This is a genomic window from Occallatibacter sp. (assembly GCF_049582745.1).
Classification (GTDB): domain Bacteria; phylum Acidobacteriota; class Terriglobia; order Terriglobales; family Acidobacteriaceae; genus Telmatobacter.
The window spans coordinates 1-18039 of the sequence record NZ_JBAUUO010000156.1 but is presented as its reverse complement, the minus strand read 5'-3'; the positions used below and the strand labels follow the sequence as shown (position 1 = coordinate 18039).

At 52.8% G+C, this 18039-nt stretch carries 15 protein-coding genes and 1 pseudogene; 9 read left to right on the top strand and 7 right to left on the bottom strand.

Annotated elements, in window-relative coordinates; translation table 11 throughout:
- Both WCA10_RS22705 and WCA10_RS22700 read right to left on the bottom strand, forming a co-directional pair.
- On the bottom strand, window positions 1-1833 hold a 1833-nt coding region (locus WCA10_RS22705; RefSeq protein WP_472824815.1), incomplete at its 3' end, for a polysaccharide biosynthesis/export family protein.
- A 110-nt stretch (window positions 1834-1943) separates the two neighbouring features.
- Window positions 1944-2348: a hypothetical protein gene (locus WCA10_RS22700; protein WP_472824814.1), complete on the bottom strand. Its 405-nt coding sequence runs from the start codon at window positions 2346-2348 to the stop codon at window positions 1944-1946.
- A 230-nt stretch (window positions 2349-2578) separates the two neighbouring features.
- Between WCA10_RS22700 and WCA10_RS22695 the strand changes: the two genes are divergently transcribed.
- Window positions 2579-3451: a sugar transferase gene (locus WCA10_RS22695; protein ID WP_472824813.1), complete on the top strand. Its 873-nt coding sequence runs from the start codon at window positions 2579-2581 to the stop codon at window positions 3449-3451.
- Between the two features lie 71 nt (window positions 3452-3522).
- Here WCA10_RS22695 and WCA10_RS22690 read toward each other — a convergent pair whose 3' ends face one another.
- From WCA10_RS22690 to WCA10_RS22680, 3 genes are all read right to left on the bottom strand, one after another.
- Window positions 3523-3807, bottom strand: coding sequence for a hypothetical protein (locus WCA10_RS22690; protein WP_472824812.1), 285 nt, complete (start codon window positions 3805-3807; stop codon window positions 3523-3525).
- Between the two features lie 488 nt (window positions 3808-4295).
- Window positions 4296-4568: a transposase gene (locus WCA10_RS22685; RefSeq protein ID WP_472824811.1), complete on the bottom strand. Its 273-nt coding sequence runs from the start codon at window positions 4566-4568 to the stop codon at window positions 4296-4298.
- Window positions 4556-4714 (bottom strand): hypothetical protein, encoded by a 159-nt coding sequence (locus WCA10_RS22680; RefSeq protein WP_472824810.1) that lies wholly within the window; start codon window positions 4712-4714, stop codon window positions 4556-4558. Before WCA10_RS22680 ends, WCA10_RS22685 begins: the two co-directional genes overlap by 13 nt.
- 1054 nt (window positions 4715-5768) lie before the next feature.
- Between WCA10_RS22680 and WCA10_RS22675 the strand changes: the two genes are divergently transcribed.
- The 3 genes and pseudogenes from WCA10_RS22675 to WCA10_RS22665 all read left to right on the top strand — a co-directional run bounded on the left by WCA10_RS22675 (window position 5769) and on the right by WCA10_RS22665 (window position 8463).
- Window positions 5769-6707 carry an NAD-dependent epimerase/dehydratase family protein gene (locus tag WCA10_RS22675; protein ID WP_472824809.1) on the top strand — a complete coding sequence of 313 codons (939 nt, stop codon included), beginning with the start codon at window positions 5769-5771 and terminating at the stop codon, window positions 6705-6707.
- A gap of 198 nt (window positions 6708-6905) precedes the next feature.
- Window positions 6906-7536, top strand: a pseudogene (locus WCA10_RS22670) (transposase); the annotation flags it as partial.
- Window positions 7537-7779: 243 nt separating this feature from the next.
- Window positions 7780-8463 (top strand): sugar transferase, encoded by a 684-nt coding sequence (locus WCA10_RS22665; protein WP_472824808.1) that lies wholly within the window; start codon window positions 7780-7782, stop codon window positions 8461-8463.
- A gap of 907 nt (window positions 8464-9370) precedes the next feature.
- On the opposite strand, the gene WCA10_RS22660 is transcribed toward WCA10_RS22665, so the two are convergent.
- Both WCA10_RS22660 and WCA10_RS22655 read right to left on the bottom strand, forming a co-directional pair.
- Entirely contained in the window at window positions 9371-10120 is a 750-nt protein-coding gene (locus WCA10_RS22660; protein ID WP_472824816.1) for a glycosyltransferase family 2 protein, read from the bottom strand.
- Between the two features lie 168 nt (window positions 10121-10288).
- Window positions 10289-11551, bottom strand: a complete 1263-nt coding sequence (locus WCA10_RS22655; protein ID WP_472824807.1) for a GumC family protein — start codon at window positions 11549-11551, stop codon at window positions 10289-10291.
- A 1512-nt stretch (window positions 11552-13063) separates the two neighbouring features.
- Between WCA10_RS22655 and WCA10_RS22650 the strand changes: the two genes are divergently transcribed.
- From WCA10_RS22650 to WCA10_RS22630, 5 genes are all read left to right on the top strand, one after another.
- The gene (locus tag WCA10_RS22650; protein WP_472824806.1) at window positions 13064-13924 is read left to right on the top strand and encodes a methyltransferase, TIGR04325 family; all 861 of its coding nucleotides are present in this window, start codon (window positions 13064-13066) and stop codon (window positions 13922-13924) included.
- A gap of 19 nt (window positions 13925-13943) precedes the next feature.
- Window positions 13944-14924: an NAD-dependent epimerase/dehydratase family protein gene (locus WCA10_RS22645; protein ID WP_472824805.1), complete on the top strand. Its 981-nt coding sequence runs from the start codon at window positions 13944-13946 to the stop codon at window positions 14922-14924.
- A gap of 14 nt (window positions 14925-14938) precedes the next feature.
- Complete coding sequence (locus WCA10_RS22640; RefSeq protein ID WP_472824804.1) at window positions 14939-16036, top strand: DegT/DnrJ/EryC1/StrS family aminotransferase; 1098 nt, start codon at window positions 14939-14941, stop codon at window positions 16034-16036.
- 59 nt (window positions 16037-16095) lie between these two features.
- The gene (locus WCA10_RS22635) at window positions 16096-17106 is read left to right on the top strand and encodes a glycosyltransferase family protein (protein ID WP_472824803.1); all 1011 of its coding nucleotides are present in this window, start codon (window positions 16096-16098) and stop codon (window positions 17104-17106) included.
- Window positions 17107-17492: 386 nt separating this feature from the next.
- On the top strand, window positions 17493-18039 hold a 547-nt coding region (locus tag WCA10_RS22630), incomplete at its 3' end, for a lipopolysaccharide biosynthesis protein (protein ID WP_472824802.1).

Genomic DNA, 18039 nt, shown 5'->3' with positions numbered 1-18039 from the left:
GTACACACCGGAGTGCACGAACTCGCCATCCAGGGTAACGAGCTTTGTCTGTTCCGCGAGGGGCACATGAATGTCGGCCTCGGAGAAGATAGAGACAATGTCGCCGCTCTTCAATTCGAGATCCTGTGAGGCGTCGTGTTTGAGCACAAGCGCGCCGAGGTCGAATGGAATCAACGTTGTCTTGAGTGTCTCCGGATCGATACGCTCCACCGTCGCATAGTCCCAATCGATATCGGGAGCGAGGAGGCGGACGGTTGTGCGCTGCGCAGGCCGGAGCGCTTGCGGCGACGACGAGGCTGAGTACTGCTGGGCCGCCAGCGAGGAACTTGAGCCCCGCTGTTGAGCAGTCTGGCTCCGATCCTGCGGCGATTCCAATTCATTCTGCGCTCTCAGGTCCTCCTGCGCAGGGGGTTTGAGCGAGACGGCTTTGCCATCAAATGGCTGCGTTAGATTTTGGAAACCCGGCGTCGGCTCAAACTCCGGAGCAGGTAAACCAAGTTGCGTCCGTTTCCACCAGTAGTCTCGAGTCACCAGCGAGTCCTTATCCGGAATGAGTTCGCTGAGCCGCATTCCAGGATGCCACGCGAACCTCCCTGGGGTGGCGAGGTTGCCGCGGAGGACAACGGTCTTGTCATAGCGCGGCACGATGGAGAATATGCGCACAATGTCGCCATCGGCGAGGGGAGTCTCCAGCCCGGTCTTGTCGTACGCAATCTCCATGGCCTGGCGTTCGTTGTGGTTCTCGATACGCTCCACAGAGATGCGGGCGGAGGAAGCCACCGCCGAAACGCCTCCCGCATTATTGAGGGCCGCAGACAAGGTTTCACCGGGAAGTAACTCGTAGATTGCCGGACTTTTTATGCTGCCGGTGATGGCAACTTGCGGACCGACCGGCGGAATGTAGATAACATCGCCCGGAAGGAGCTTGGCATCGGTCGAGTTATATCCGCGAACGAGCAAGTCATATAAGTCAAAGTGAGTAATGATCTGGCTGCCCCGGCGAAGCTCAATATTCCGGAATGAACCCTGCGAATTGGGTCCGCCACCCGCAAAGAGCGCGTCCACCAGCGTGCTGAGCGAACTGACGGTGTAGACGCCCGGAGTCCGGGCTTCTCCGGCAAGGTAGATCTGGATCGAGCGGATTTGGCCGAGATCGACCGTGAGGTCGAAATTATGAAAGACACGACCAATAGCGGACCGCAGATGATCGTCAAGTTCAGCGAATGGAACCGAAGCAACATGGACGGGACCGACCTGCGGAAGATAAATATCTCCGGAACGATCCACACGGACATTTGCCTGAAAGCTTAGCTGTCCCCAGACACGAATGCGAAGCTCGTCTCCCGGGCCTATCACAAAATCAGGAGGTACCGGCGTCAAATCGACGGGTGCAAATGTCGAAGGAACCCGTTGGAAGAGGTTTGCGCCGTAGTTGGGAAGGATTTGACCGGTGGTCGAAGCGACAAACTTCTGGAATTCGGTAAGTGGCTCCTGTGGACGTGGCCCCTGGAGTTGTCCTCGTTGGAATTGTTGCCGGTTCAGTTGTTCCGTGTCGGAGTAATTTCCATTGGGTCGCGCAAGCTGATTGCCGAACTGATCGGTCGAGGGAAAACGCATTTGCGGATTCTGGTTCGGAGCCCTGCCCGGCGTTTGCGAGGAACACTCAAGCCCACCGGCCTGTGCAGGATCAGAACAGTCAACTGTGCCGGGAATCTGCGCTTCCGGATTCAGGTTTTGCGTTTCGTCGGGGTATGGGCTCTGTGCCGGCTGTTGCGCGTTGAGGCAAGAGGCAAGCGAGGCAACGAGAAGAAGAACAATAGGAAATCTCGACATTGTGTGTCTCAAAAAGGGCCGGACAATGGTCGTTCTCGCGCGGAAATCCCGGGTACTCCTTTCACCAGGATGTGAAGAAACCATAGTCATGAGTCTAGCATGGCATTCCGTTACCGGCGGTCGCGGAAGAAGAGGGCTCGATACCCATTTCGCTGCACCGGGCCACTCAAATCGCGCTCGATGCCAGCGCAGTTTTGTTGCGGATCCCCCGGAACCATCAGGGGCATTTGCCTCCTCGTTCCCACTCCCATAGCCATCGCGACCTTTTTCGGGTGGGCCGCGTCAAACTCGATAACGATCTCATCAGCAAATCCAAGGCTGTCAACGGTTTTTAACATTGTAACGGTCTCTTTGCCAAATGGGGATAAGTGCTTTGCGGACAATGCCGGCATGAGGTATTTTGCGAGTAAATAGCCGATCAGACGCATTCCCGTATTTGGAATGTGATGGTTATCACGATGCTTGTTACCAAGGGGAACGATTATTCGCAAACTGGTAACTGATCTTGCCGTCAAAAATGTTATTCTCTCGGTAGAATCACCAACGTTTTTTGAAGTTGCTGTCTTTATGTCCGCAGTAATGGAAGCTGTGCAAGTTCGGTCTTCTGTGAATGCCCCGGCAAAAGAGCGCGCGTTCCGGGAAAGCTAGAAACTGACGACATAGCCACAATTTCATTTGCGGCACGCCCAAAGCTTTGGTGTGCCCAGCGCATTGGATCGATTGCTTTCAACCTGCGGAGGGTTAATTGAGCACCAATGTTGTGATTGCCTCGGACGGTTCGAAGAATTCATCCACGGGCTCCAGTGATCTGCAAGGTGGCCTAAAGACGCAGAAGGCGTCGTTTGCCGGAAAGCCGGACGCTGCCGTGCGTCTGTCGTTATGCCTTGTCGAAGATCGCGTAAGCCGTTGGTCTCAGTCAGATTTGAAACGGCTTTTCGATGTCGGTTGCGTGCTGCTCGCACTTCCGATTATGCTCCCGGTCTTTCTGATCCTTGGCCTGGCAGTCCGACTTACGTCAAGGGGGCCGGTTCTGTTCAGACAGAAGCGCACGGGAATGCATCGCCGCACTTTCACGATCTTGAAATTCCGGACGATGGAGCATCTTGAAAGCGGCGTACGCAGCATGGTTACGACCGCGGGCAATCAGTCCTTCACGCTGGTCGGGCCTTTTCTTCGCCGTTGGAAGTTGGACGAATTGCCTCAACTCTTCAATGTGTTAATTGGCGATATGACATTGGTTGGTCCTCGACCCAAGTTAGCCGAGCACCAACTTGGCGAGCTCAAATGCCGACCGGGAATCACGGGCGCAGCCACCATTGCGTTCGCTCGCGAGGAACTCATCCTGGCGCGTTTGCCTCATCATGAGGTCGACGACTACTATCACTCCGTCATTCTCCCTGCCAAGTTTCGGCTCGATCGGGAATACACGGCTCAATCCACGTTTCTGTCCGACCTGAAACTCCTCGCGGACACAGTCCTGCGCAGGTGGGATGCTTCTGAGATATACAGGTCGCTCGAGATCGAGCCAATCGAGGCGCGGATACGGGGGCCGAAGCTCGAGGCTCAAGGCCTCGCTGCCAGCATGACAATCGATGAATCGCTTGTTTCCGGCGATTGAACCCGCAGCCTGATTGCTGCGCATACGCTCACCGATTCAGGTCTGAGAGCTAAAGGTCTTGAAGTAAAGAACTAGCCTTTCCGGTCAGCGACAACCATAATTCCCGATCGTTGTAACTTCTTTCTCTTCCTCTCAGGGGCTGATCTTTGCTCTGTGCTATTTATGCCCGTAGCAGCCGTGGCGATGGAAATGTGGTAATCGCCGCAGCGATCTCCAAGGACTGTGGGAAGGGTGGAAAAAAACAGCTTCATCGTTTTTCCATGCTTGCCATAGTCGGTCATTTCCACGGCCTGCTTCCGCCGCCTGCCGCATTCGCGTTCGTCAGTTCGCTTCGCGGTCTTCAGATGCAGGGTCACGATTCTTCTTGGCGATCTCCATTCGATAGCCGGGGATATTCAACTCGATGATGACCGAGTGATGCAACACGGTCGGACTTTCCTATTCTCGCCCGTCAAGCAAAACTCGCGGCCTGATAAACTTGACTCATTTACGACAAGTTCTTTACTTCAAGACCGCTAGAAAGATAACCGCAAATCGGAACGCCGCTTTCAAGTAGCAGTATGGGGCATTTCAGCGCCCGTACTGCGGACGTACACATCGCGCTCCGGATCGAGTTCTCTGCCCTCGTGAGCCTTGGACGAGACAGCGTCTCGCCCCAGGAACTGGAGCTTTGTCACAAAAAATCAAGAAATAGCTCTACCTGATGCAGAGAGCCCAAAGGTGCTGATTTCGATGTGTTTTTGTTGTTTTGGGAAGCCGTTTTCCGGCTTCCAGAGTGATCTTGCCCTCAGAATGCGTATCCCTTGGGGTTTCGATGATCTCCGCCGGAATCCCTTGATGTCGTTTACGCAGCTTTTCCCCGACACGGGGCGGGTGTCGATAGCATCAGGCCGATTCCACCACGATGCGCCTGAGGGCGCGTTGCCGGCCTTGGTAATGCCGCCCTTCGAATGCGGTTTCCGCTGGAGTCCTCGCTTGGAAATGCTCCGCTATAGCCCATCAGCTTCCGTGCAGTCTCGAAACGGGAGGAGATGTTGCCCAACTCGGCTGCGATGGTGACTGCTGAGATATGCGCTACACCTCGCAGAGCCTGCAGTCCACGGGTCAGCCCCTGCATTGCCTGCGCGCCTGCTTCACCACTTCGAGAATGGCTTCTTCCAATCGCTTGACTCGCGCGCTCATGTGCTCGAATTCGTTCATGCAATCCAGTCGCGTGGCTTCCTGCGCCGGTTGCGTGTAGCGGACTTGCGCCAGCCACCGCATGTACCGCTCTGTCCATGGCTTTAAACCCAGAGGCTGACGCTGTCCGGGCGGAGAAGAAACTTGGTCAGCCGATGCCGCGCACGCAGCTGATCCTGCTTAGCCGCCTCACGCTGCCGCACAAGATCAATGCCTCGGACGCCTCATCCGGAACCCACACTGCAGTCAGATCTCCGTTACCGTGACAGTGTGCCAGCTTCAAAGCATCCCGCCGATCCGTCTTCACGCGGTCTCCTGGCTTCTTCGGAGGCAAGGCTCGGAGCAACCACTGCGCAGTCGACTCCTAACTGGGTCAGCTGCCAGTACAGGACGAACCCTGTCGGCCCTGCTTCTTAGCAAGCTCGCAACTGTTCCGGCGATCCAAGCTTTCTTGATGAACTTGCGAATCGAATCTTCCCAGTTGGCGATCGCGCCCAGGCTGCGTGTCTCGCCGTTCGTCTCGGCTACTGCTACTGCGATCGTTTCGGCATGGACATGGCATACCTGCGTTGTCGAGACGTAGCCAATGCCGAGAGTGCTGATTTCGATGTGTTCTTGTCGGCTCTGGAAGCCGTTTTTCCGGCTTCCAGCCGCGGCAAAAAGGCACCAGCCTCGCCAGGCTGACCCGCCTAAAGCGCCTTGGGGGAGAAGGGCCTCTTCCGCTACTCCCAGCGCCCCTTCTCCTCCAGAATACTCCCACAGTTCTTGCTATAACTGGCTCCGTTTTTACTCCGCAACACTGGTTCCTTTCTACTCCGTCCTCGGCCTGTTAAGCATGGCTGCATGATCCGTTAAGAGCGTTGGGTGGTAGGAAGGCCTGGAGAAAAAGGCGGACGGTTTCAGAGAAGCTGCGGGTCGTGCAGCTTACCACTGGACCTGATGGCGGTGATCGATGCATAATCGGCTCAAACACATTCTGGCGTGATGGAGAAGATGCGCGGCGGACAACGCCGTCCTGCATCTCAAAAACAAGCGGGCCACGGTAACATCTGGGACACGCAAGGTACGCCTGAAGACGCAGAGCACGCATTTCCAGCGTCTGACATAATCTGACTGCATTGAGAGATCATTCTAAAGTATGTATTTGTTAACTGGCTCTACGGGGTTCATAGGTTCATCGCTAGTGAAGCGACTGGAACATGGTGTGCGGTGTGTCGTTCGGAGCCGTAAAGAGGAGTTTACTAGCGGATTTGAGAAGTTTGACATCGACTCACTTACCACTCATACAAATTGGTCCGGAGCCTTTGATGGAGTCACGACAGTTATCCATCTAGCGGCCCGCGCCCACGTCTTGCGTGACGAAGCCGCGGATCCCCTTATGATGTTCAGACAAGTTAACACAGCCGCAACTCTGCATCTTGCAAGGGAAGCCGCTATTGGTGGCGTGAAGCGGTTCGTTTTTCTCAGCTCAATAGGAATATACGGCAACCAAGACTCACAGCCCATCTCTGAGAGAACCCTCCCCCACCCTGCCGAACCATATGCGGTCTCGAAATTTGAGGCAGAGGCAGGACTGCGTCAGGTTGCCAAAGAAACGGGTTTAGAGGTGACCATTATCCGTGCCCCGCTGGTTTACGGGCCAAACGCGCCCGGCAACTTTGGTCGTCTAGCCGACGCAGTCCTTAGAGGCGTACGATTGCCCTTAGGTGCCATCCGAAACAAGCGTTCTTTTATTGCACTTGACAACTTAGTAGATTTCATCTGCCTGTGCGCTTGGCATCCGAAGGCGGCCAATGAGACATTTGTCATCGCGGACGGCGAAGACGTTTCTACTCCTGATTTGGTCAGACGGATGGCGAATGCCTTTGGCAAACCTACTCGTCTCATCTCAGTGCCATCATTTCTACTCAGGCTAGGGGCGACATTATTTGGAAATCGCTCTTCTGCTGAGAAGTTGCTAGGAACACTGCTGATAGATGTCACGAAAGCTCGTGAACTTCTTGATTGGTGTCCCCTTATCACGATGGATGAGCAACTATCACAAATCGCAAAAGGTCTTGAAGATGGACATTCTTAATCTCATCGGACGCGATCGGCGACTATTCGAGTCCGATATCTCTCATCACGAACAGACACCTTCAGCGTTAGTGGGTGATACGCCCTTCCTTGTCATCGGAGGTGCCCGATTGGCCAGGGACTGAGAAAATAATTCTTTAAGCGCAGGCCTCGAAGGCTACACGTCGTAGAGATCAGCGAAAATAACATGGTAGAACCTGTTGCCTCGCAAAAGAGCTTTCGCTCGAAGGACGGCTCTGATGACGGCGACGGAGCTAATTTTCATGGCCAGAAGCGATCGAACGAAACGCATGAATCGACCACCGATGCCGACGCGCGGCTGTACAAGAAGAGTTACGGCAAGGAATCGAATTTGGGTCACGCGCTGGTGGAAAACCGCAACGGTCTGATCGCCGCGGCGATGGTGACGCACGCTGACGGTTATGCCGAGCGCAATGCAGCGCCGTTGATGCTTGCCGAAAAGCAAGAGGGTTGCTCACGCCGCATCCCGGTGGGCGCCGACAAGGCTTACGACACGAAGGATTTCGTCAGCACGGTGCGGGAGATGAACGTGACGGCGCACGTTACCAACAACGACAAAGGCCGCACCAGCAACCGGGACCGCAGAACCACGCGCCAGCCCGGCTATGCCATCGGCCTGAGCCGCCGATAGCTGATCGAAAAGGGATTCGGATGGCTGAAGCAAACCGGTCCCGCTGCGCCAGGTCAAGTTGCGAGGTCTGGACAAAGTGGACTGGCTGTTCGTCTTCAGTTGCGCGGCGCACGACCTGATCCGACTGCCGCGACTGATGGCTCAACTACCGGAAATGCTCCGGGAGAAGTGTGCCTGAGCAACGGTTGCGAGCCTCGGGGATGATTCCCAGAGGCTCGCAAATACCTATAAACACCGGCAAGAACTGTACTTCGAACAGATTTCGAACGGGAAGAAATGAAAATCGCCAGGAAAGACGTCGCAATCAAGCTATTTTCAACGAGTTCCTAGAATCCAGAGGATCAGATTAGCCTTTTCAACACTATGATCCCCAAGTTCAATCACAACGAAGCCGGAAAGCTTCTAGACTAGAGGATTTAATATGATTCGAATTTGTGATGTATTATTTTCAGGGTTGGCGTTGATAGTTCTCGCTCCGCTTCTTGTGCCCGTCATGGTCCTGTTGCGCTTTACGGGTGAAGGTCATGTTTTCTATACCCAGAAACGCGTTGGCATGGGCGGTAAACTCTTCGATTTACTCAAGTTTTCCACCATGCTCAAAGATAGCCCGAACATAGGCAGCGGCCATATCACCTTAATGGATGATCCTCGAGTGCTGCCCGTAGGACGTTTTTTGCGAAAGGTTAAGATAAACGAGTTGCCCCAGATCATTAACATCTTTAAGGGCGATATGAGCATTGTTGGTCCACGCCCTCTTACCGAGCGAAACTTTAATTATTACGCCGAAAAAGATCGCCAAATGATATCTAGTGTGCGGCCCGGCCTTACAGGCGTAGGTTCCATCGTGTTTCGTGACGAGGAGTGCTATCTGAATCAACAGCAGAACCCACTGCAGTACTATCAGAATGTGATCGCTCCTTACAAAGCAGAACTGGAGTTGTGGTACTTGCGAAACAAATCGTGGTCAATGTACTTTAAGCTCATCCTTCTAACTGGCTTGGTAGTGGCGTTTCCGGACAATAGATTGGTCGATCACTGGTTGGCGGACAAGCCTGTCATGCCAAAAGAGATCAGCAAAGGTGGTCTCCGCAAGAGCAATCCGTGAATTGCGATGTTCGATCTCAAGCGGATCATCGACGCCGAGGACAGCAGAATCCCCGACTTTGCCTAAATACTGCGTGTTTCGACCGACTTTCTGGGCAGCACGAAGACTTTTTGGGCAGAGGGGTCAATGAACGAGAAACTCCAGCTACGAATGGCTGATAAAAACGGGGCAGGTCAATTCTGGCAAAAGGCCTGACTGGGCTGAGAATGAACGACAGAAACCGATCAGAATTGCCAAAATAGCAATCCGTTTCATCACATTGCGCCTGTTCGTTCGCATGTCACGTGTATAGCAGACTCCAGGAAGGAATGATGTGACAGGCTTCACCTGGCGACGGATCGTAAAGACTCCTTTTGAAGTGAGTCTCGAATCGCTTCGTGCCAGTCGCCGGAATTGTGCCGGTCGTATCGTGGAAAATTACCGGCCAATATTCTGGAATCGTCCAAGTGTGAAGTCGCTTGATGTAGCGCAGGTGGGAGAGACGTTGTATTCCTTTTCAGCTGGATTTCTTACCTTCCAACAGAGTGATCTCACTTCTTGTTTGAATCCGGAATAGGCCGTTGCTGAGACTTTAGTGCCGCGTGGCGGCAAGAGTTAGGTGCATTGCGGTCTCTGGATACCTGGAATCCAGTACTGCGTTGCGGAGGCGCAATTGAGAGCTGACATTCTCGTCCTGTCGCCGAGTCAAGAGGGGAACTTCACACGCTTACAATCAACGCGGGTAAACAAATTCTTTTTGAGGAGGGGATAGCTCAAGTATTTATTCGGCAAGCTATACGCGCGTTCTTAGGCAAAGTCGCAGAACCCGGCCTCAAGGTGACGCACACTACACACTGCATCGCAATCCAGCTGTACAGCTGTACATTTCGCCTGGTAATTAAGAAACTGACAACTAGCTTCTCTCGTCTTAAAACCTTGCATACAGGGCACGAGCAGCATAGTTTAGGAAGCACCATATTGATTTAGACAATGAGAGGTTCTCAATACAGCGATAAACTTGCCATGCCCAGAAAGCGCTTTGAACTTTATCACCCGTGACTGACAAAGGCGAGATCCGATAGATTGCTAGATCTTCCTTGATACTGAAAGCTACATGACCTCTTTTAAGAATGGCTAGCCAGGTAACATAGTCCTCGTGCCGAATATTTGGCATTGTAATTTCGCCGATTTTTTCCCTGTCGAGCATTACAGTTAAGCATCCAATCGGATTTCCTCCACGAAGGAGACTCTCGTAAGTGACTTGTCGGGGAACTCGCGCAGACGCCCGGAACTTACCCTTCGGTGTCATCTGGCGGAATTGTGAGAATGAGAACGCCGTAGAGGAATCCTTCATGAACTTGAGTTGAACGCCTAATTTGCTTGGAATCCAAAGGTCGTCGCTGTCAAGGAATGCAAGATAGCGCCCGCGAGCGTTCGCGATACCGATGTTGCGGGCGTGTGAAATTCCACGATTTGTCGTTAGGGAGACGACCCGGATGCGCGAATCCTTGCGTGCATACTCTTGTGCGATCTCTAAGGAGCCGTCGCGTGAGCCGTCATCAACGATTATTAACTCCCATCCCGAGTAGCTTTGATGAATCACGGACTCCACAGCTTCGGCCAAGAATGCTTGCTTGTTGTACAACGGCATTACTATGGAGACAGAATCCTCTATCATCGGGGCCAAGACAATTCTCCCATTCGCTCTCTGATGAAGATGCTTCCAACCTGCTGAAAGGTGCAACAGGGCTATCATCCACCCAAGGTCTCGTTGTCATCAGCAATGGCAAGCGGAGCATCCGGATGACGTTCCACCCTTTGCGCTGTATCGGCAACAAATGTAAACTCACCAGCTTCGGAGTAGACGAACAACATGGCGAATCTTCTTGTGAGTCTCCGGCGATTCCTCAAGCCGTGCAAGGTACGCTAACCAAATCACAAGCATTATGCTGAAAATGAACCCGATTGTGGTCGACATAACAACGATGAGACTCCTCTGAGGGAAAGAGCGCTTATCAGGCAGTGTCGCATGATCAACAACCTGGATGAGCGAACCTTGCTTTGCTTCATCCAGCTTGGCAGCTTCAAATTGCCGGGCAATGATTTCGAAGATGGCTTCTTGGTACTTTACCTCGCGGAGGCTGCGGACATACTCAAGTCCCGCCTGAGGTACACGTCCTTTGGGCAGAATGAATTCATCATTCTGAGGTTTATTGCTTCCACCCAACTGTGCAAGTTGTTTCTCGAGCGTATTTAGCTCTTGTTTTGCAAGGAATAGTTCAGAATTGTCTGTTGTTGCATAGGTGCTAATGCCCTGTATCTGGACCTCTTTGGCGGATATTTGGGCACGAAGAACTGCTGCAGATTCGATTAGACCCCTTGCTTGCGCGTCTAGCTGAATAACACCTGTAGCTTGTTCAGTCTTTTGCAGAGCTTCTTCGGCGGTCGCCAGGTTATCCTTGGCCTGCAATAATTGCTGCTCGAAGAACAATCTTCGCTGAGCCGCTTCCGTGACGGCAAGACTTCGAGAGAACCTTTGATATTCCTCCACATACCCGTTTGCCATCTCGAACGCCCGATGAGGGTCCTTGTCTTCAATTGAGATGTGAATCAGGCTATCTTTGCCGCTTCCGTTTATCGTTGTGTGTTGCCCGAACGCCATGCAGGCATCGGTGAGAGTGCGCGAATGGTATTCGTTCATCAAGTTGAAACGCTGAACCATCGCACTTTCAACAGTGCCGCTCCTTAACATGGCAACATACGTGTCGTTCGGATTCTTTATCCCGAGACTGCTGCCCGCCAGCGAAGAAATACTGCCAAGTCCTCCCAATTGCGACGCCAGCATTGAACTTAACGAGGAACTCTGCTGCGGAGGCAAGAGGGTCACTGAAGCTGTGTATCGCGCAGGTAGCACGAACGAAATTATGACAGCAATCACGGCAAAAGCGCCTGTGATCGCGAGAATCAAACGCTTCCGCTCGAGAAGAACAATGAGGATTTCGAGCAGTGAAATCTCATCAGAAGCTTCCCCACCGTGGGTTGCAGACAGCGGTAACGGTGACGACTGAATCTGCTCTTGATCTCCAATGCCAACACTGTTCAATTTCATGAGATCTCAATGCAAATTGTACACAAGAAAGCTCATGCCCCTGTTGATTTGCTGTTCGCCGGCCCGTAAGCCATTCATCTGCCGTAGGTTTCGTTCGTGGAGCGTCTACTGGGGATAAAGGCTCGAGGTACCAGATTGACTCGATGACGACTGGTGAAAGCTTTTCATAGGGTGCCCCAGAGTTCCCGAGGCGCCTCGATGTATTCCCCCTGCTCGCGATAACCTGTCGCGTATGTGATGAGCGATCGGTGTGATCTTGGGGTAGCTCCGGGGGTCGCGAAGGGCCGCGAGTACCTGGAGCGTCTGATCAGCTTCAGCCGGTGTACTCCGGTTCGACCGGACCGTTGCTCCATCAAGGAGGTGAGCGGAGTCCGCTCTCAATCCCGCAGAAGGAGATCCTCTGCGGGAACAGCGGGCGCCCAAGCTGCTGGAGCGCCCGCGTTCTTATGCGATGGTAATGAGACACCATACCGCCGAAGAGCCCCCTGAACAAGCGGCCAAGTACACGAACTCACCATAGTCAACTTCACCAAGCTCCTCGATCATCCCCAGCTGGGACTGTCCGACAAACGGCAGAGAGGTCGATCGTGATCGACGGGAGGAACTGGCTCCGTGTTGGCAGCAAGCAAGATGGCCCGAAGAGCGTCGCCACTGTCAAGACTCAAAGCGACCGCAAACGGGACGTCCCGATGGGGAATACCTCGGCATGTGCTCCTGAGTTGTCGCTAGATCCAGTCGCTCGTCAAATTCACGCCCAGTTCCCATGCAGCCTGACTGGCGAACGACCGTCCCAAACCTGTCAGCTACGCGCCGTTCTCTGTCGCCGTGTACTCGCCAGAAGGAATACGGCAAGCTGTGATATCGCAAATTTTTAACACCATCGAGTAAACGAGAGGAACCGGGAGTAGACTATTGGTAGCAGTCACTTTTTCAGGCAAGTTTGCAGATCGGGAAGATGGTGCGGAAAGGGATGAGTGAGTAGGGAAGGTGGACGTCGGCGTGTCGCAAGCAGGATAGAGTCGTTGCGCGCGAACAACAGATTTATCAACACGCGCATTGGGGCTTCACGTCATCATGACGAAACAGTGGCTCATAACGGGATAAGAGTACCTTTCCCGCCGCGCTGCGCAAATGACACTTTTGTCACTGCCCCAAAGCATGCAATGCGTGATTCTGCCTGCTGCACGGATCGTGCCGCGCTGTTCTATTGGGCGATCGTTAACCTCTTAACTGGTTCGGATAAAGGACAGCATCGCTCGGACTAAATCCGTGTGTCGTTTGTTTTGATGTTCTTGAAGTGAGTGTTCCACCCCTAACAAGACGAAACGATATGGCGCCCCAAAATATTGGTAGCGACAGATTGGGGACACTCCGCGAATTGGTTTGTCTATTTGGCGGAACGATTGTCGATAGGCCGTCAGTCGAGCAGATTCCGGTCGTCGAATGTGCCCGAGCAGACCAAGTGGTTTAGAGGTCCTGCCACAAGCAAAAACTGACGACATCCTTTAAAGAATGGTGAACTCTTCATTTCAGAAAGCTGAGTCTGGGAGTATGGCTGGCGCAACAAGGAGTCTTCTGCCCCCGGTTCTCCTTCCGATGCTTCGGCGTCTGAGGGGCCGCTCGATTCGCTACGTGGGGAACTTTGGAAGCTGGAAGGAAGCACAAGCTCGTTCGGATGGATATGACTCGGTTACGATCTTGGATCGTGTAACTGCTGCTACCAGGAAAGTGCTGGCTGGGAATGCGAGTTTCGAGCGTGACTCGGTCTGTTTTGATATTCCTGACTATCGTTGGCCGCTTGTCGCGTCCCTGCTGTGGGTCGCTGCACAAAACTGCGGAAAGCTGGATGTGGTCGACTTCGGCGGGTCACTCGCCAGTACCTACCTTCAGAATCGCCAGTTCCTGGCGGGGCTTGAGCAAGTGCGGTGGAGCGTTTTGGAACAGCCCGCTTTCGTGAGAAGAGGAGAGGAGCTGTTCCCGAGAGGCCTGCCGGAGTTTCGATCGCGAGTCGAAGACTGCACGCACAAAGGTTCGCGACAACTGCTCTTGCTGAGTAGCGTGTTGCAATACCTCTCTCGACCGTATGAGGTGTTAGCATATTTGCAAATGCACCAGTTTCCCTATGTAATAGTTGATCGCACTCCGGTTGTACTCAAGTCGGCCTCTGATCGGTTGACGGTGCAGATTGTTCCCTCGTCAATTTATCCGGCCAGTTACCCGTGCTGGTTCTTGTCGCTGGATCGTCTGAAGCAGCACTTCTTGCCCGCGTACCGCATCGTCGCAGAACTACCGTGCGATGAAATGACCACAGTGGGCGGCGTGGAATACAGAGGATTCCTGTTCGAGCGAGAATCAACGGAACCTGGCATATAAATAGAAGGAGAACCGAACAATGAAAGACGCTGTTTTGAAGCACGTTCTGGTGACAGGTGGGCTTGGATTCATTGGATCCAATCTTGCTCTTCGACTTGCTGGAATGGGCAGTGAAGTAACCCTAATCGACAGTCTGATTCCTGAATACGGCGGGAACCTCTTTAACATCAAAGGGTACGAAAATCGAGTTTCGGTGAATATCGCCGATATCCGAGACCCTCACAGCATGCGCTATCTGGTCCAAGGCAAAGATGTGTTATTCAACCTTGCCGGCCAGACCAGTCATATGGATTCGATGAAGGACCCAGAGACAGATCTCCAGATCAACTGTACGTCACAACTGAGCATTCTGGAAGCGTGCAGGAAATACAATCCGTCAATCAAAGTTGTGTATGCCAGCACTCGCCAGATCTATGGGCGGCCGGACTATTTGCCTGTGGACGAGCGGCACCCACTGCGACCGGTAGATGTTAACGGGATTAATAAGATGGCAGGGGAATGGTATCACATACTTTACAATAACGTTTACGGTCTTCGGGCATCCGCGCTCCGACTTACGAATACTTACGGACCGAGGATGCGCGTGAAGGACGCTCGTCAAACATTCTTAGGGGTGTGGATCCGGCTGGCTGTTGAGGAGCGGCCGTTCGAGGTCTGGGGCGGAGAACAGCTTCGCGACTTCACTTATGTGGAAGACGCGGTTGATGCGTTTTTATTGGCTGCAACGAATCCGGCAGCGGACGGCAAGATCTTCAACCTTGGGGGGCATGCCCCGGTCTCGTTGTCGCAACTCGGCGCAATGGTCGCGGACCTGAGTAAGGGCGCGTCTTTCCAGATAAGAGAATTCCCAAAAGAGCGGAAGGCGATCGATATCGGCGATTATTATGCGGATTTCTCCAGCATCTCCGAATGCCTCGGTTGGCAGCCCAAAGTCTCGCTTAAAGACGGCCTCTCTCGGACAATGGACTATTACCGCGCATTCCTACCAGAGTATCTGTAGAAGGTTAACCAATCATGATCTTAATGAACGATTTTGCTGTTGAGCCAGCAGAGTTAATCGCGACCGAACTCGCGGCAGTGGAGCGAGTTCGGCACTCTGGCTGGTATATCCTGGGGCAGGAAGTGCAAGCCTTTGAACGTGCTTTCGCTGCTTTCTGTGAAGTTCCTGAGTGTGTGGGAGTAGGAAATGGTCTGGACGCGATCGAGATCGGCCTGCGCGCGCAGGGAATCGGTCCCGGAGAAGAAGTGATCACTACCCCGATGACTGCCTTCGCGACCGTGCTTGCGATCATACGAGCAGGTGCAACTCCGGTGCTTGCGGACATCGACCCAAACACAGGGCTACTTGATCTTGAGAGCGTGCAACGTTGCCTTAGCCCACGCACTCGCGGTGTGTTGCTCGTGCATCTGTACGGACGGATGCCGGACATGACCCGGTGGGTAGATTTCTGCCGTTCGGCACGGATTCACCTGTGGGAGGATTGTGCCCAAGCTCACGGAGCTCAATGGGCCGGCAAGCAGGCAGGTACTTGGGGAGAATGGGGTGCATATAGTTTCTATCCGACGAAGAACTTAGGCACCTGGGGGGACGGCGGCGCGTTGGTGTGCAGCGACTCGACAGTTGCCGCGCGCGCACGAAGTCTACGGAACTATGGGCAGTCGGATAGGTACAATCATCCGATATTGGGACTAAATAGTCGGCTCGACGAAATCCATGCAGCAATTCTCGCTGTGCGGCTCAACTGGCTCTCAAGGTTCAACGAGCGACGGAATGAGATTGCGTCGCGATACTATGCTAACCTCAGAAACAAGGCTTTCCGACTGCTTGCGCCACCGGAACAGAAATTGCGCCATGTGTATCATCTCTTCGTGCTTCTGTCAGACGTCCGAGAGGATCTCCAAAAACATCTTGGCGAGGGCGGTATCCATTCGCAGATTCACTACCCGGTTCCGGTCCATCGTCAACCTCCATGCCGGAACGTGCGTACTGATCCGAAGGGTCTGTCGAGAGTTGAAGAATACGCTTCTGCGTGTCTGTCGCTTCCGTGCCATCCACAATTATCGGACCCGGCTGTCAATCAAGTAATCGAGAGACTCAATGCTTTTGCTTAACTTATGCCCGGCGAAAGAAACTCAGATCAGGTGGAGCTGGAGGCAAGACTAAGATAGCTATGGACTTCTTCTGCACGTATTTTGACAAACGATACTTGCCCAAGGGCTTGGCCTTGCTAAAATCCTTGCTCGCTTTTGGGGAACATTTCAAATTATTCGTGCTGTGTATGGATGACGACACGTATTCTTATTTTATTAGTGGCGAGTGGCCTTGCGTCATCCCGGTCAAATTATCAACTCTGGAGCGGGCAGATGCGGCGCTTCATCATGCGCGAACAACGCGAACTTTAGTCGAATACTACTTTACCTGTACGGCGGCTTGGTGCTTGTTCCTCCTGAGTGAATATCCTGATATTGACCGCGTTACTTACCTCGACGCAGATTTATATTTTTATCAATCGCCCGGGACTTTGTTAGCGGAGATGGGCTCTGGATCGATCCTTGCATGCCGCCACAACTTTTCCGCTAACTCCAAGTTCAATCGCGAGTGCGGTGAGTTTAATGTGGGTTTTTTGAGTTTCCGGAATAACGCAGAAGGACGAAGCTGCCTTTCGTGGTGGCGCGAACGCTGCATAGAATGGTGCTATGACAGGCATGAAAACGGCAAGTTCGCAGATCAGAAGTATCTGGATTCATGGCCGACCATGTTTGAGGGACTAAGGATTGCCGTGCACAAAGGAGCAAACGTCGGTCCGTGGAACCTTGGTTTGTACCCGTTGTCCCTTGAGAACCGACAGCCGTACGTTGGTGGCGAGCCTGTCCTCTTCTATCACTATCACGGGGTTCAGGCCCTCAACGGCTGGCTCTTCAATCTAGGCATCCCTGGGAATGTGGATAAGTCGTGCCCTGCGCTTGTTTGGATGTACCAACATTACGTTGGCGAACTTGCTCGTGTTATGAAAACTCTTGATCCGACTCCGCCGAGCGCGCGTGGTCGCTGGTCGTCCTCGCTATACCGCTTTGCAAAGGTTCCATGGGATGGTGCCTTTGCGGTTGTGATTAACACTGCGCCGTTTGTAGTCCGCTACACAAATCCGCTTCGAAGGAGTCGTAACCGACCTGTTCTTTGACTTAGGAGGTGAATCGATCAGGGGATTGAATCAGCCAATTTCTACGTTTGTATTGCCAGTTGACAACCGCGTGGACCAGCGGTTCGGGCTCTTGCTTGCCTAGCCTCTCAGAGATATGATCAATGTACTGGCACAGTTCCTGGAGTCGCTGGATGAGTACCGGCTCAAAGAGCGGATAATGCTGCTGGGTCAAGCCTAAACTTCTCATCCTGATGAAAAAGGGGTTATCTGGCGCTGGGTCCGTTCGCTGCGACCGGACCTGCAGACGAGATGAACAACTCTCGTCAAAATCCGCCTGCTATGGGATACGCATTCTGAGGGGCAAGTGAGTAGCAGATAATCAATATTTCATCATGCATGCCGAACGCTTTAGATGAATAAAACTATTGTCCAATAATATCAGCGGGGAAGAAATGTTCAAAAGAATTAAGTCTATCTCGCTATTCAAGAATTCAGCAATTTACGGTGTTACAAACATAGTAAATGCAGCAATCCCATTTGCACTATTACCTATATTGACCCGCTATTTAGGTCCAACAGAGTATGGACGTATCGCTATGTACCAGACATTTGTGGGGTTATTAGGGGCATTTGTTGGCTTGAGTGTCGCTGGGGCCGCATCTAGGAAATATTACGATAAAGACATATCGACTTTAGAACTGTCGCAGTTTATTGGAACATGCCTGCAAATTCTAATTGCTAGCGTTTTGATTGTGCTGATTGTTGTACTGCTGTTCAGCAGGCAACTTGAAAGCCTGTTTGGACTAAACGTTGACTGGCTATTGTATGCCCTATTGTTTAGCACAATGTATGTAGTTATTCAGATCAGACTCTCGCAGTGGCAGGTAAGAGAGTCTCCCAAAACATATTCAGCCTTTCAGATTTCACTAAGCTGCTTGAATGTAGGATTGTCGCTACTTTTGGCCATTGGTG